15 protein-coding genes are annotated in these 14572 nt (G+C 73.2%); 4 read left to right on the plus strand and 11 right to left on the minus strand.

Annotation, left to right across the window (positions count from 1 at the left end):
- Positions 1-152 precede the first annotated feature (152 nt).
- Positions 153-668, plus strand: a complete 516-nt coding sequence (locus ABT296_RS37525) for a winged helix-turn-helix domain-containing protein (protein WP_351934462.1) — start codon at positions 153-155, stop codon at positions 666-668.
- Positions 665-1240, plus strand: coding sequence for a transposase (locus tag ABT296_RS37530; RefSeq protein WP_351934464.1), 576 nt, complete (start codon positions 665-667; stop codon positions 1238-1240). The genes ABT296_RS37525 and ABT296_RS37530 overlap by 4 nt, the downstream gene beginning before the upstream one ends.
- 26 nt (positions 1241-1266) lie before the next feature.
- On the opposite strand, the gene ABT296_RS37535 is transcribed toward ABT296_RS37530, so the two are convergent.
- The 6 genes from ABT296_RS37535 to ABT296_RS37560 form a co-directional block, all read right to left on the minus strand.
- Positions 1267-2409, minus strand: a complete 1143-nt coding sequence (locus tag ABT296_RS37535) for a glycosyltransferase family 4 protein (RefSeq protein WP_351934466.1) — start codon at positions 2407-2409, stop codon at positions 1267-1269.
- A 422-nt stretch (positions 2410-2831) separates the two neighbouring features.
- On the minus strand, positions 2832-3005 hold the full coding sequence (locus ABT296_RS37540) for a hypothetical protein (protein ID WP_351934468.1): 174 nt from the start codon (positions 3003-3005) through the stop codon (positions 2832-2834).
- A 392-nt stretch (positions 3006-3397) separates the two neighbouring features.
- Positions 3398-5140 carry a DNA repair protein RecN gene (gene recN, locus ABT296_RS37545; RefSeq protein ID WP_351934469.1) on the minus strand — a complete coding sequence of 581 codons (1743 nt, stop codon included), beginning with the start codon at positions 5138-5140 and terminating at the stop codon, positions 3398-3400.
- Positions 5141-5325: 185 nt separating this feature from the next.
- Positions 5326-6231 (minus strand): NAD kinase, encoded by a 906-nt coding sequence (locus ABT296_RS37550; RefSeq protein WP_351934471.1) that lies wholly within the window; start codon positions 6229-6231, stop codon positions 5326-5328.
- Entirely contained in the window at positions 6228-7043 is an 816-nt protein-coding gene (locus ABT296_RS37555) for a TlyA family RNA methyltransferase (RefSeq protein ID WP_351934473.1), read from the minus strand. The genes ABT296_RS37550 and ABT296_RS37555 overlap by 4 nt, the downstream gene beginning before the upstream one ends.
- 7 nt (positions 7044-7050) lie before the next feature.
- Positions 7051-7389 carry a hypothetical protein gene (locus ABT296_RS37560; protein ID WP_351934475.1) on the minus strand — a complete coding sequence of 113 codons (339 nt, stop codon included), beginning with the start codon at positions 7387-7389 and terminating at the stop codon, positions 7051-7053.
- Between the two features lie 42 nt (positions 7390-7431).
- Between ABT296_RS37560 and ABT296_RS37565 the strand changes: the two genes are divergently transcribed.
- Entirely contained in the window at positions 7432-7779 is a 348-nt protein-coding gene (locus ABT296_RS37565) for an SCP2 sterol-binding domain-containing protein (protein ID WP_351934477.1), read from the plus strand.
- Between the two features lie 65 nt (positions 7780-7844).
- Here the strand turns inward: ABT296_RS37565 and ABT296_RS37570 are convergent, their stop codons facing one another.
- The 4 genes from ABT296_RS37570 to ABT296_RS37585 all read right to left on the minus strand — a co-directional run bounded on the left by ABT296_RS37570 (position 7845) and on the right by ABT296_RS37585 (position 11938).
- Positions 7845-8669 (minus strand): ABC transporter ATP-binding protein, encoded by an 825-nt coding sequence (locus tag ABT296_RS37570; RefSeq protein ID WP_351934479.1) that lies wholly within the window; start codon positions 8667-8669, stop codon positions 7845-7847.
- Positions 8670-8758: 89 nt separating this feature from the next.
- Complete coding sequence (locus ABT296_RS37575) at positions 8759-9796, minus strand: FecCD family ABC transporter permease (protein ID WP_351934481.1); 1038 nt, start codon at positions 9794-9796, stop codon at positions 8759-8761.
- Positions 9793-10836: a FecCD family ABC transporter permease gene (locus ABT296_RS37580; protein ID WP_351934483.1), complete on the minus strand. Its 1044-nt coding sequence runs from the start codon at positions 10834-10836 to the stop codon at positions 9793-9795. The genes ABT296_RS37575 and ABT296_RS37580 overlap by 4 nt, the downstream gene beginning before the upstream one ends.
- Positions 10837-10909: 73 nt before the next feature.
- Positions 10910-11938 carry an HAD hydrolase-like protein gene (locus tag ABT296_RS37585; protein WP_351934486.1) on the minus strand — a complete coding sequence of 343 codons (1029 nt, stop codon included), beginning with the start codon at positions 11936-11938 and terminating at the stop codon, positions 10910-10912.
- Between the two features lie 72 nt (positions 11939-12010).
- Between ABT296_RS37585 and ABT296_RS37590 the strand changes: the two genes are divergently transcribed.
- Positions 12011-13303: a DUF1015 family protein gene (locus ABT296_RS37590; protein WP_351934488.1), complete on the plus strand. Its 1293-nt coding sequence runs from the start codon at positions 12011-12013 to the stop codon at positions 13301-13303.
- 48 nt (positions 13304-13351) lie between these two features.
- On the opposite strand, the gene ABT296_RS37595 is transcribed toward ABT296_RS37590, so the two are convergent.
- A complete protein-coding gene (locus ABT296_RS37595) occupies positions 13352-14140 on the minus strand; it encodes a tetratricopeptide repeat protein (RefSeq protein WP_351934490.1) in 789 nt (262 codons plus the stop codon).
- Between the last annotated feature and the right edge of the window lie 432 nt (positions 14141-14572).

Genomic DNA, 14572 nt, shown 5'->3' on the forward strand with positions numbered 1-14572 from the left:
GCTATTAGGGCGCTCCGGCGCCTTGCGATCGCACGCACCAGACGCCGCGGGGCCCGCCCTTCGGGCGGACGACGGGACTTTCGAAACACGCCCTACTGAGTTTTTCGTTAGTTCTGTGGTGGTTGGGGCTTCGGTAGTGTGAGCATGATGGTGTGTCTTTAAAGCCGCAGGATGCTGTTGCTGATGTCGCCGTTCTGCCGCTGACGCGGCCGCAGTTGGCCGAGGCCCGTCGCATGCGCGCGGCCGAGTTGTTCGAGCGCAGACGTCCTTCGTCCGAGGTTGCCCGGGCAGTGGGGATGCACCCCGAGAGTGTGCGCCGGTGGAAACGCCTGTGGGAGCAGGGCGGGGCTGAGGCATTGCGGCGGCGCCCGGCCACCGGTCGGCCGCCCAAGCTGGACGACGCCCAGGTCGAAGCGGTTCGCACTGCGCTGGAGCAAGGCGCTCAGGCGCACGGGTTCGAGGCGGACCTGTGGACGCTGGAACGGGTCGGCATGGTGGTTGAGCGGGTGAGCGGGGTGACGTTGGCCCGGGCCTCGGTATGGCGCCTGCTGACCGGGCGGCTGGGGTGGAGTCTGCAGCGGCCCAGGCGCCAGGCCGTCGAACGGGACGAGTGTGAGATCGCCCGATGGGTCGCCCACGAGTGGCCGCGCATCAAAAAGGGGCGGTGAAGAAACGTGCCTGGATCGTATTCCTCGACGAATCAGGCGTATCACTGCTGCCCGAAGTGCGCCGCACCTACGCACCCCGCGGCCGCACTCCGCTCTTACGGCACCGGCTGAACTGGAAACGAGCCGGGATGGCCGCCGCGCTGGGCTACCACGCCGCCGACCCCGGACGCGGCCCGCGGCTGTGCTTCCACCTCAAACCGGGCAGCTACGACACCACTTCCCTGATCGAGGTGCTGGAACAGCTCAAGACCTTCTACGCCGGCGAGTCGGTGGTGTTGGTATGGGACGGACTGTCCGCCCACTGGAGCCGGCGCATGCGGGCCTGGGTGGCCGAGCAGGACTGGCTCACCCTCGAGCGCCTGCCGGCCTATGCACCCGAGCTCAACCCGGTCGAACTGCTGTGGTCGGCCATCAAGACCCGCGAGCTGGCCAACCTCGCCGGCGACCACCTCGCCGATGTCGCTGACGCCGCCGAACGCGGCATCCACCGAATCTGCTCCAGCGAGCAACTCCCGTGGTCCTTCCTCACCCACACCGGCCTGACCATTCATCCCCAAACACCACAGAACTAACGAAAAGCTCAGTAGTCGGATGCGGCCTAGATGAGCGGGCGAGCCTGCGTCAACTCGTCGTAGACGCTGAGGACTTGGGCGACCGTCTCGTCCTCGGTCGGCCAGGTGGCCGCCTGCTGGACGCCCTCGCGCCGCAGCCGCTCGCACCGCTCGGGGTCGCCGAGGAGGCGGACGACGGCGTCGGCGAGGGCGCCGGGGCGGCCGTAGGGGACGAGTTCGGCCGCGTCGCCCACGAGTTCGGGCACTCCGCCGACCTCGGTCGCGACGAGCGGGACGCGCGCCTGCAGCGCCTCCTGCGCGAGGACGGAGCGGGCCTCCCAACGGCTGGGCAGCAGGGCGAGGTCGGCGGCGGCGAGCAGTTCGCGCGCGTCGTCACGGTGCCCGACGAGCCGGACGGGCAGCCCCTCCTCCTCGATCCGGCCCTGGAGTTCGCCCCGCAGCGGCCCCTCCCCCGCGATGACGAGGAGCGGCAGGGGGTCGAGCCGGCGCCAGGCGCGGGCGGCGTCCAGCAGGACGTCGTAGCCGCGGTGCCGGTCGAGGGAGCCGACGGCGATCAGCAACGGCCTTTCGATGGCGCCGAGTTCGGCCCGCACCTTCAGCTTTCGGCCCTCGCCGTCGTCAGACTCGGCGTCGGGCGCCCGGCGCGGCGCGGGCAGGGACACGGCGGCCAGCCGGGCGTCCCGCGCACCGGTGCGGCGGGCCCGGTCGACCAGCGCGGAGGTGGTGCCGAGCACCACCGCGGCGGTCTTGACGACCCGCCGCTCCAGCAGCCGTACGAGGTGGGCGCGGGCACCCTCGGCGAACGCCCGGTCGTGCCAGGTGACGACGAGGGGGGTCTGCCGGCCGCTGAGGGCGAGCACCGCGCGGAAGGAGGCGTGCAGCCCGTGCGCGTGCACCAGGTCGGCGTCGGCGCAGGCCGCCCGGAGCGCGGCCACCGCGCCGGGGTCGCTGCTGCGCGGCACGTGCACATGTTCGGCGCCGGCCCCGGTGAAGTCGTAGGCGTGATCCGCGTCCGTAGGGGCGCACACCGTGACCCGCACGCCCCTGGCGACCAGCCCCGAGGTCAGCGAGCGCACATGCACGCTGCTGTCGGCGTTGCCGCCGCCCAGCACCTGCACGGTGCGCAGCGGCGACTGGCCGTGCGGTGAGTGGCTGCTCACGGGGGTCACGTGGCCGTGCTCCTGGTTCGGGGTCGGGCGGTCACGAAGAAAGTACAGAAGGATCGGGCGGAGGGGGTGAACCGCGACGGTCCCTGCGCGTACGTCATGCACTCCCAAGGATGCCAGGACGCACGGGTGTTCCGGGAACGGCCAGGTGGCCGGGTCCGGCGCACGACACGGGCCGTGACGAAGGGCACTCACCCGGTTGGGTGAAGATCAGGTACGACCGAGCACCCGGGCGCGCCTGCCGCGGGTACGGGCGCGCGGCGCCCGGGGCCGAGCGCCCCTCACCGCCCGAGCGACCACGCAGCCTCGCCGCCCCGGTCCCCGAACACCCTCGCGGCGACGAGCGCGACGGCGTGCGCGAACAGTCCGACACGTCCGCTGCCGACGGCGACGGGGACGCCGAGGGCCGTGCCGAACGCGTGGGTTCACCGCTCACCGAGGTCGTCGGGGAGCACGACGGCGGACAACTCCCCCGCAGCACCGCCCCGGAGCAGTCCTGGCGCCGAGAGCACGCGGACGGCGCCCGCGGCGCGTGCCGGCCGCACGTCGACCGGACTCACGAAGTGCGCGGCGTCCGCGAGGACCCCGGCGGCCGCCACCCGCTCCTGGATCAGCGCGCCGACGACCGGGCGCCGCTCCCACCCCGGACAACTCGCCCGCGCCGCTGGTGTCTTCTCCGTCCCCCAGCACCCCGAGGTACGCCCGGAACCCGCGCCGCGGACCGCCCGCGTCGGCCACGTCGTCGTAGGCCCCGCGCATCCCGGCGGCGACCAACGCGGCGGGCCGGACCGTGCCGGTGCCCGGCGCTGCGGCTACGGCGGCGGCCGGACCGGTGCACTGGTCGACGGTCCGTCCGGCATGATCGGTCCGCTCCCGACGTTCCTGGCCGCCCGGCGCGTCGGTGCGCAGGGCGGCCGTGGCGGCGCGGGCGAACAGAGCCGTGAGGGTGGCGCGGAGGGTCATCGGCCACCCTGGGCAGGGGCCGCGGTCCTCAGCCGTCGGCCCGTGCGGCGGCCAGCAGTTCCTCCGCGTGCGCCCGCGCGGTCTCCGAGTCCTCCTGGCCGGCGAGCATCCGCGACAGCTCGCGGACCCGCTCCTCGCCCTCCAGCACCTTCACACCGGACCGCGTCACCGAGCCGTCGTTGGTCTTCTCGACCAGCAACTGCCGGTCGGCGAAGGCGGCGACCTGCGGAAGGTGCGTCACCACGACGACCTGCGCGGTCTTCGCGAGCCGCGCCAGGCGCCGCCCGATCTCGACCGCGGCCTTGCCGCCGACACCGGCGTCGACCTCGTCGAACAGGTACGTCGGCACCGGGTCCGTACCGGCGAAGACGACCTCGACGGCGAGCATCACACGGGACAGCTCACCACCGGAGGCCCCCTTGGCGATGGGCCGCGGCGGCGCCCCGGGGTGCGGGGCGAGCAGCAGTTCCACCTCGTCCGCGCCGGACGGCCCGTAGGCGACCGTGCGCCCGCCGACCGTCACGCCCTCGGCGTCCTCGGTCTGCCGGATGTCGAACGACACGCGCGCGTGCGGCATGGCGAGCGAGGCCAGCTCCGCGGTCACGGCGGCCGCGAACCGTTCGGCGGCCTCGTTCCGCGCGTCGGTCAGCGCCTGCGCCAGCCCGCTCAGTTCGGCCCGCAGCCCGTCCCGCTCCGCGGTGAGTTCGTCGATCCGCTCGTCGTCGCCGTCCAGTTCGGTCAGCCGCGCGGCGCCCTCCTGCGACCAGGCGAGCACGGCGGCGACGTTCTCGCCGTACTTGCGGGTCAGCGCGGTCAGCGCCGCCCGCCGTTCCTCCACCGCGGCCAGCCGCAGCGGGTCCGCGTCGAGGTCGTCGGCATACCCGGCCAGCTCGCCGGCCACGTCCCCGAGCAGGATGCCGATTTCGCCGATCCGGTCGGCGAGCGCGGCCAGCGCCGGATCGTGCGACCGTACGGCGTCCAGGGCCCGCTGCGCGCCCGCGACGAGCGTGGCGGCGTCGATGCCCTCGGGGTCCTCGGGGTTGCCCGCGAGCGCGGCGTGCGCGGCCGTGGCGGCCGACGACAGCGCCTCGGCGTGGCCGAGCCGCTCCGCCTCCTCCGCGAGTTCGACGTCCTCCCCGGCGCGCGGTTCGACACCGGCGATCTCGTCGAGCCCGAAGCGCAGCAGATCCGCCTCCTGGGCCCGCTCACGCGCGCGTGTGGTGATCTCGTCCAGTTCGACGGCGACGGCCCGCAGCCGCCGGTACGCCCCGGCGTACTTGGCGAGCGGCCCCGCGACGGCGTCGCCCGCGTACCGGTCGAGCGCCTGCCGCTGCCGGTTCAGCTTGAGCAGGCCCTGCTGATCGGTCTGCCCGTGCACGGCCACCAACTCGTCGGCCAGCTCGGCCAGGACCCCGACCGGCACGCTGCGCCCGCCGAGGTGGGCCCGCGAGCGCCCCTCGGCGGAGACGGTACGGCTGATCAGCAGCGCACCGTCGTCGAGTTCGGCCCCGGCCTCCTCGGCCCGTACGACCGCCGAGGTGCCCGGGGGCACGGTGACCCGCCCCTCGACCACCGCCTTCTCGGCGCCGATCCGTACCAGCGCCGCGTCGGCGCGCCCGCCGAGCAGCAGCCCGAGGCTGGTGACCACCATGGTCTTGCCCGCGCCCGTCTCACCCGTGACAGCGGTGAACCCGGGCGACAACTCGACGACCGCGTCGTCGATGACTCCGAGCGACCGTATCCGCATCTCTTCCAGCACGGACAAGACCATACGAGGTACGACCGCCGATACGCGAGGCACCCTGTCACCCAGGGGGGTGTACCTCCCCCAGCGGCGCCCGGCCACGGGGAACCCGCACCCGGCCGACGCCCCCGACCCACCCCCTCCAGGGGCGCGGGGAACTGCGCGAGCAGCCCCCACGCACCCGCACGCCGCGAACCACCCCAAGGAGTGGACTAGTGCGGCGCCCCCCGCCACCCGGACACGGGCAGCGCGAACTTCGCGACGAGCCGGTCCGTGAACGAGGCATGGTGCAGCCGCGCCAACCGCACCGGAACGGCTCCCCGCCGCACCTCCACCCGCGCGCCCGGCGGCAGCTCGACCGTCCGCCGTCCGTCGCACCACAGCACCCCCGGAGGGATGTGCGGCAGGACCTCCACCGCCAGCACCGAGTCCGGCGAGGTCACCAGCGGCTTCGCGAACAGCGCGTGCGCGGAGATCGGCACCATGAGCAGCGCCTCCACCTCGGGCCACACCACGGGCCCGCCCGCGGAGAAGGCGTAGGCCGTGGACCCGGTCGGCGTGGACAGCACGATGCCGTCGCAGCCGAACCCGGTGACCGGCCGCCCGTCGATCTCCAGGACGACCTCCAGGAGCTTCTCCGCCCCGGCCTTCTGCACCGCCGCCTCGTTCAGCGCCCAGTCGGTGTGCACGATGTCGCCGTTCTGGTGGACGACGACATCGACCGTCATCCGCTCCTCGACCTCGTACGCCTTGGTGACGACCCGGTCGACAACCTTGTCGAGGTCGTCCCGCTCGGCCTCCGCGAGGAAGCCCACACGGCCCAGGTTGACGCCCAGCATCGGCACGCCGGAGGCCCGCGCGAACTCCGCGCCGCGCAGCAGCGTGCCGTCACCGCCGAGCACGATCAGCAGTTCGCACCCGTCCAGGCACTGCGGGGTGGCCTCCTTGACCAGCTCCACGCTCTCAGGCAGCGGCAGGTCGGCGGCCTCCGCCTCCAGCACCCGCACCCCGATGCCGGACTGCAGCAGCCCCTTGACCACCAGCTCCGCACTGCGGATCGCGGCCGGGCGCCCGGTGTGGGCCAGCAGGAAAACAGTTCGCGCTCGGTTCGGTGTCAACGCGGCCCCTCCGCCACTGCACGGTCAACGTCGGCCGGGTCCAGTTCCGGTGCCCCGGACCGCAGCCACAGAAAGTACTCGACATTCCCGGACGGCCCCGGCAGCGGACTGGCGGTGACCCCCCGCACGCCGAGCCCCAGTTCGAAGGCCCGACGCGCCACTCCCCTCACGGCCTCGGCCCGCAGTTCCGGACTGCGCACCACGCCCCCGCTGCCGAGCCGTTCCTTGCCCACCTCGAACTGCGGCTTGACCATCATGACCAGGTCGGCGTCCGGCGTCACGCACCGCGCGAGGGCGGGCAGCACCAGTCCGAGCGGAATGAAGGACAGATCCCCCACGACTAGATCCACAGGCTCCCCATCGATCGCCTCAAGCGTCAACTCCCGCACGTTCGTACGGTCCTTGACGGTGACGCGTTCATCGCTCTGCAGAGTCCAGGCGAGTTGCCCGTATCCGACGTCGACGGCGACCACGTGCGCGGCCCCCGCGCGCAGCAGCACGTCCGTGAACCCGCCGGTCGACGCCCCCGCGTCCAGCGCACGCCGCCCGCGCACCACGAGCCCCTGCGGCAGGAACGCCTCCAGCGCGCCGGCCAGCTTGTGGCCGCCGCGCGACACGTACTCGGGGTCGCCGTCGTCGGCGGAGACGAGGATCGCGGCCGCCGTCTCCACCTGGGTGGCCGGCTTGGTCGCGACGGTCTTGCCCACGGTGACCCGCCCGGCGGCGATCAGCTGGCTGGCGTGCTCGCGCGAGCGCGCCAGCTTCCGGCGGACCAGCTCCGCGTCCAGACGACGACGTGCGACTCCTGCCACGTTCGGTTCAGCTCCTACTGCCGTACGGCGAATGTGATGGGTGGCCCGAAGGGCCTCGTTCAGGGGTGGTGGTCGGGTGAGGGGTGGGAGCCGGAGGTCCCGGGCGGGCGTCGAGCGCGGTGAGCGCGTCGCGCAGCCCCCGGTGTACATCCTCGTACACCTCGACGTGTCCGTCCGTGTCGAGGTGGTCGGCGTCGCCCAGCCGCTCCAGCAGCGCGTCGACCTCGGCGTTGCCGGTGGGCGTGCGGGGCACGCCGAGGGGCGCCGGGGCCGCCGGGTCGTACTCGGGGCCGACCTGCGCGGGCTCCTCCTCCAGGGCCTCGGAGTCGGGCAGTGGGTCGCTCATGCCCAGACGCTACCCCGAAGCACTGCGGTACCGTCGGTCGCGATGGCCACGATCGAGGAGTGCCGCGCCGCACTCGAGAAGCTCTCGGACACCATGCAGCACGCCGAGGGGGACGTCCGCGCGGCCGCCGCCCTGGACCGCTCGGTGAGCTGCCACATCACCGATCTCGACGTCACCTTCGCCGGCCGCCTCCGGGGCGGCCGGATCCAGGTGGACGACACCCTGGCGGGCCCGCCGTCCCACAAGGCCGAGATCAGACTCTCCATGACCGGCGACGACCTGGTCGCGCTGGTCGACGGCGAGCTGCACTTCGCCAAGGCGTGGGGCTCGGGCCGGGTGAAGCTGCACGCGGGCGTGCGGGACCTGCTGACCTTGAGGAAGCTGCTCTAGCCGCTCCTGCTCAAGAAGCTCCTCCAGCCGCTCCCGTCGGCCGCCCCCGCTCAGGAAGCCCCTGTTCAGGAAGCCTCCGCGGCCGCCGTCCTCCGCACGTCGGTGCGTGCCTTGCGCGCGGCCGGCACCACCAGCGGCGTACCCGTCTCCGGGTCGTCGATGACCTGGCAGCGCAGCCCGAACACCTCTTCGACCAGCGGGGCCGTGACGATGTCGTTCGGCGCGCCCTCCGCGATGACCTCGCCGCCCTTCAGGGCGATGAGGTGGGTGGCGTAGCGGGCCGCGTGGTTGAGGTCGTGCAGTACGGCGACGAGCGTGCGGCCCTGTTCCTCGTGCAGTTCGGCGCAGAGGTCGAGGACGTCGATCTGGTGCTGGATGTCGAGGTAGGTGGTGGGCTCGTCGAGGAGCAGCAGGGGTGTCTGCTGGGCGAGCGCCATGGCGATCCACACCCGCTGGCGCTGGCCGCCGGAGAGTTCGTCGACATAGCGCTCGGCGAGTTCGGCGACCCCGGTCTGCCGCATCGACTCCTGGACCACCCGCTCGTCCTCGGCCGACCACTGGCGCAGGATGCCCTGGTGCGGGTACCGGCCACGGCCGACGAGGTCGGCGACGGTGATGCCGTCGGGCGCGATGGAGGACTGCGGCAGCAGCCCCAGTGTCCGGGCGACCTTCTTCGCCGGCATCGACTGGATGACCTGCCCGTCCAGCAGCACCCGGCCCTGGTTCGGCCTGAGCATCCGGGACAGCGCCCGCAGGAGCGTGGACTTGCCGCACGCGTTCGGGCCGACGATCACCGTGAAGGAGTTGTCGGGGATCTCCACCGACAGCTGCTCGGCGATGACCCGCTGGTCATAGGCGAGGGTGACGTTCTCGGCGGACAGGCGGTTCACGGTGCTCCTCGTACTCCTCGTGTTCTTCGGGCTCTTCGGGCTCTTCGGGCTCTTCGTTTTCTTGGGGGCGCTGTCGTTCGCGCGGCCGCTCATATCCGGCCCGCCCTGCGCTCGGTGACCAGCAGCCACAGCAGGTAGACGCCGCCGACGACCCCGGTGACCACACCCACCGGCATCTGGTCGGCGCCGAACACCCGCTGCGAGGTCCAGTCGGCGGCGACCAGCAGGGCGGCGCCCATGCACATCGAGGGCAGCAGGTTGGGGCCGGGCGAGCGGGTCAGCCGGCGGGCCAGCTGCGGGGCGATCAGCGCGACGAAGCTGACGGGTCCGGCGGCGGCGGTGGCGGCCGCGGTCAGCAGTACGGCGGAGACCAGCAGCAGCGCCCGCACCCGCTCCACGCGCACGCCGAGGGCGTGGGAGACGTCGTCGCCCATCTCCATCATCCGCAGGCCCCGCGCGTTGCCGAGCACCAGCGGGACGAGCAGCGCGCACAGCCCGAGCAGCGGCCAGACCTGCGCCCAGTCCCGGCCGCTGAGCGAGCCGGTCATCCAGACCACCGACCGGGCCGCGTCGACGATGTCGGAGACGGTCAGCAGATAGCCGTTGACCGCGGTGAGGATCGCGGACATGCCGATGCCGACCAGGACCAGCCGATAGCCGTGAACACCCTGCTTCCAGGCGAGGAGGTAGATCGCGAGGCCGGTCACCAGGCCGCCCACGAGCGCGCCGACGGTGACCTCGGTGGCGCTGCCGGAGAACAGCACGATCATCGTGAGGGCGCCGGCCGTCGCGCCCTGGCCGAGGCCCAGGATGTCCGGGCTGCCCAGCGGGTTGCGGGAGATGGCCTGGAACAGGGCGCCGCCCAGCCCCAGCGAGGCGCCCACCAGCAGTCCGACCAGGACCCGGGGCAGCCGCAGCTCGTTGACGATGAACTCCTGGCCGGGGTCGCCGTTCCCGGCCAGCGTGCTCAGCACGTCGCCGGCCGAGATCGGGAAGTCACCGGTGCCGATCAGCACGACGCTCGCGGCGAGCGCGGCCAGCAGCAGCAGGACGACGACGGTCAGGGCACGGGCGTCGAAGCGGAACGACAGACCGCCCGGGGTCCGCACCGTACGGTTGGTCTTCACAGCTGGGCCGTCCTCCGCCGTCGTACGAGCAGGATGAACACCGGGCCGCCGATGATCGCGGTGATGATGCCGACCTGGAGCTCCGAGGGCCGGGCGACGATCCGGCCGATGACATCGGCGCCGAGCAGCAGCACGGGCGACAGCAGGGCGGCGAACGGCAGGATCCAGCGCATGTCGGGGCCGGTGAAGGAGCGCACGACGTGCGGCACCATCAGGCCGACGAAGACGATCGGCCCGCAGGCGGCGGTCGCGGCCCCGCACAGCACGGTGGCCGCGAGCATGGACAGCGCGCGGGTGCGGTTGAGGTGGGCGCCGAGCGCCTTGGCGGTGTCGTCGCCCATGGACATCGCGTTCAACGGGCGGGCCAGCAGCAGGGCGAGCGCCATGCCGGCCAGCAGGAACGGCAGCACCTGCTCGATGGTGGCGAAGGTCGCCGAGGACAGGCTGCCCACCGTCCAGAACCGCATCCGGCCGAGCGCCGCCTGGTCCGAGATCATCACGGCCTGGAGATAGCCGTAGAGCGCGGCACTGATCGCGGTGCCGGCGAGCGCGAGCCGCACCGGCGTCGCGCCCCGGCTTCCGCCGAGGAACCAGACCAGCGCCCCGACGGCCGCCGCGCCGCCGAAGGCGAACCAGATGTAGCCGTTCACCGAGGTGACACCGAAGAAGGTGATGGCGGTGACGACCGCGGCGGAGGCACCGGCGTTGATGCCGAGCAGCCCGGGATCGGCCAGCGGATTGCGGGTGAGCGCCTGCAGAACCGCCCCGGCCAGGCCCAGCGCGGCACCGGCGAGCAGCCCCAGCACCGTGCGCGAGAGCCGCTCGTCGACGACGACGTCGCCGTACGTCCCGGTGTCCTGGAACAGGCCGTGCCAGACCTGGGCCAGGGAGAGGTCCTTGGCGCCGATGGCGATGCTCGCCATGGTGACGAGCACCAGGATCACGGCGGACACGAGGAGACCGAGGGGGCGTATCGCCCGGCGGTTCGGGGGCGCGGGGGCGGTCTCCGCGCGCTGTTCGGGAGGACTGTCGACCAACACGCGGTTAGGTTAGCCTACCCTCGCATTACGCCCAGCTGCCGAGGCCGCCCGGACCCGCGCACCCGGCCCGCGCTCACAACCCCAGCCGGGCCAGCGCCTTCCCCGCGTCCAGCCCGCACGAACCCTCCCCGGCCGCCGTCCACGCCGCCGCGCACAGGGCCCGCAGCCCGTCCAGCGCGTCGCCGTCACCGGACAGCTCCAGCCGGTCCGCGCCGGCCGTCGCGGTCCAGCCACCGCACCGGAACCCCTCACCCTCGGCGGTCACTTCGGGCTGCCCGGTGAGCATGCCCCGCAGATCGGCGTCCACGTACGTCGGCCGGTGCTGCGGCGGCGCCGCGAGCAGTTGCGCGCCGTCGGTGACCCCGGTCAGCACCAGGAGCGAGTCGACCTCGCCGTTGAACGCGCCCTCGATGTCCGTGTCCAGCCGGTCCCCGACCACCAGGGGGCGCCGGGCGCCGGTGCGCAGGATCGTCTCCCGGTGCATGGGCGGCAGCGGCTTGCCCGCCACCTGCGGTTCGGCACCGGTGGCGATCCGTACGACCTCCACCGCCGCGCCGTTGCCGGGGGCGATCCCGCGCGCGCCGGGAATCGTCAGATCGGTGTTGGACGCGAACCACGGCACCCCGCGCGCGATCGCGTACGAGGCCTCGGCGAAGCGCGCCCACGCCAGGTCCGGCCCACCGAACCCCTGCACCACCGCCACCGGGTCGTCGTCCGCGGACTCCACGGGCTCCAGCCCGCGCTCGCGCAGCGCCACCCGCAGCCCCTCACCGCCGATGACCAGCACCCGGGCGCCCGCCGGCACCTGCTCGGCGATCAGCCGGGCCACGGCCTGCGCCGAGGTGATGACGTCGTCCGCGTCCGTGGGTATGCCCAGCTCCGTCAGGTGCCCGGCGACGGCGTCCGGCGTCCGCAGGGCGTTGTTGGTGACGTACGCCAGACGCATCCCGCCGGCCCGCGCAGCGGCGAGCGACTCGACCGCGTGCACGATCGCGTCGCCGCCCGCGTACACCACCCCGTCCAGGTCGAGCAGCGCCGTGTCGTACGCCTCGCTCAGGCCCCGGTCACTGCCGTCCGGGCCGGTCCTGACGCTCTGGCTCATTCCGCATCGCTCCTCGTTCGACGGCTTTCCCCCGATCATCCCGCATGCCACCGACACACGTACGATGCCGGGATGAACACAGCAGGTCACTCGGAAGCAACGACGCGCCGGGGCCTCGAACTCACCCCGTTCCGAGGCCTGCGCTACGACCCCGACCGGGTCGGCAGTCTGGCCGCGGTGACATCCCCGCCGTACGACGTCGTCGTCCGCCCCGACGGCCTGCACCAGCTCCAGGACGCCGACCCGCACAACATCGTCCGGCTGATCCTGCCGCAGGCCGGCACCCCGAGCACCCGCAACGAACAGGCCGCCCACACCCTGCGCCGCTGGCTCGCCGAGGGCGTCCTGACCGCCGACGACGAACCCGCCCTGTACGTGTACGAGCAGAGCCACGCGGACGGACTGCTCCAGCGCGGCGTCATCGGCGCCCTGCGCCTGCCGGACCCCGCGGAGCATGTGGTCCTCCCGCACGAGGACGTGATGCCGCACGTCGTCGCCGACCGCGCGGCCCTGATGCGCGCCACCTCGGCGAACCTGGAACCCCTCCTGCTCACCTACCGCGGTGACGGCTCGCTCTCCGACACCTCCACCGTCATCGAACGCGTGGTCGAGCGCCGGCCGTTGCTCGCCACCACCACCGAGGACGGCTTCCGCCACCGCCTGTGGGCCGTCACCGCCCCCGACGAACTGGCCGGCATCCGCTCCGACCTCGCCCGCCACCAGGCGCTCATCGCCGACGGCCACCACCGCTGGGCCACCTACCGCAGGCTGCGCGCCGAGCACCCCTCCCCCAGCCCCTGGGACTTCGGCCTGGTCCTCCTGGTCGACACCGCCCGCTACCCTCTGCGCGTTCGCGCGATCCACCGCCTCCTGCACGGCCTTCCGGTGGCCGACGCCCTCACCGCCCTGGACGGCCGCTTCCGCGTACGGCATCTGCGGGTCCCGCTCGCCGAGGCGCTGGAGGCCCTGGCCGACGCGGCCACCGAGGGCAACGCCTTCCTGCTCGCCGGCGACGGCGCCTTCCACCTCGTCGACCGGCCCGACCAGGCACTCCTGACCCGCACGATCCCCGCCGACCGGCCCCGGGCCTGGCGCACCCTGGACGCGACGGTCCTGCACTCCACGCTGCTGGACCACGTCTGGCGCATCCCCGAGGACGATCCGACCCGCATCGCCTACATCCACGACACCGCCGCCACCGTCCGCAAGGCGGAACGTCACGGCGGTACGGCCGTCCTGCTCCACCCCGTCCGCGAGGACGTGGTCCGCGAGCTGGCCCGCGAGGGCGTCACGATGCCCCGCAAGTCGACGTCGTTCGGCCCGAAGCCGGCCTCGGGCCTGGTCCTGCGCGCACTGGACCTCTGAGAACGCGAAAGGGGCGGATCCCAATGGGATCCGCCCCTCTCACCATGCCTACTCCTTCTCGGAGTCCTCCGGCGTCACGTCCTCGCCGGCGTCGGAGTCGGAGCCGCCGCTGTCGTCACGGCTCTCCTCACGGCTCTCGTCGTCACCGCTCTCGTCGTCACCGAGGGCGTCGACGAACTCGACACCGTCCAGCTCGGCGAGCCGGTCCGAGGCGTCCGTGCTGCCGTCCTTGTCGGACTCCACGGCCTTCGCGAACCACTCCCGGGCCTCCTTGTCCCGCCCGGCCGCGAGCAGCGCGTCCGCGTAGGCGTACCGCAGGCGCGCGGTCCACGGCTGGAGCGAGTTGGAGGCCAGCTCGGGGCTCTGCAGCGTCACGATGGCCGCCTCCAGCTGCCCCAGGTCACGCCGGGCACCGGCCGCGACCAGCCGCATCTCGACCTGGCCGGCCTTGTCGAGCTTCTGCACCTCGGGCGCCCCGGCCATGTCCAGCGCCTTCTCCGGCCGCCCGAGCCCACGCTCGCAGTCGGCCATGAGCGGCCACAGCTCCGTGTTCCCGGTCATCCGCCGCGCCGCCCGGAACTCGGCGAGCGCCTCGGAGTACTTCTGGTTGGCGTACGCGGCGAAACCGGCGGCCTCCCGTACGGCGGCGACACGCGACGCCAGCCGCAGAGCGACCCTGGAGTACCCGTACGCGCCCTCGGGGTCCTCGTCGATGAGCCGCGCCACCATCACCAGGTTCCTGGCGACGTCCTCCGCGAGCGTCTTCGGCAGGCTCTGAAGCTCCTGCCGTACGTCCTTGTCGATCTCGTCGCCCGTGACGTCCTGCGGGATCGGCAGCCTCTTGATCGGCTCGCGGTCCCGGTCCCGGTCGCGATCGCGGTCCCGGTCGTCGCGGCGCCCGTAGCCGCCGCCACCACGCCGGTCGTCGCGACCGTCACGCCCGCGGAACCCGCCCGGACGGCCACCCCGGTCGTCCCGACGGGGGCCGTACCCACCGCGGTCGTCACGCCGGTCGTCCCGACGGAACCCACCGCGGTCACCATCACGCCGGTCATCACGCCGGTCATCACGGGGACGGCCGTAGCCGCCACCACCGCGGTTGTCGCCGCCACGGTCGTCGCGGCGGAACCCACCGCGGTCGCCGTCCCGGCGATCATCGCGCCGGTCGTCACGTCGGTCGTCACGTCGGTCGTCGCGGCGGAAGGGGGGACGCTCACCGCGGTCACCGCGGTCGTCGCGCCGGAATCCACCACGGTCACGGTCGTCACG

It is taken from the genome of Streptomyces sp. NPDC000983, assembly GCF_040299205.1.
GTDB lineage: Bacteria > Actinomycetota > Actinomycetes > Streptomycetales > Streptomycetaceae > Streptomyces.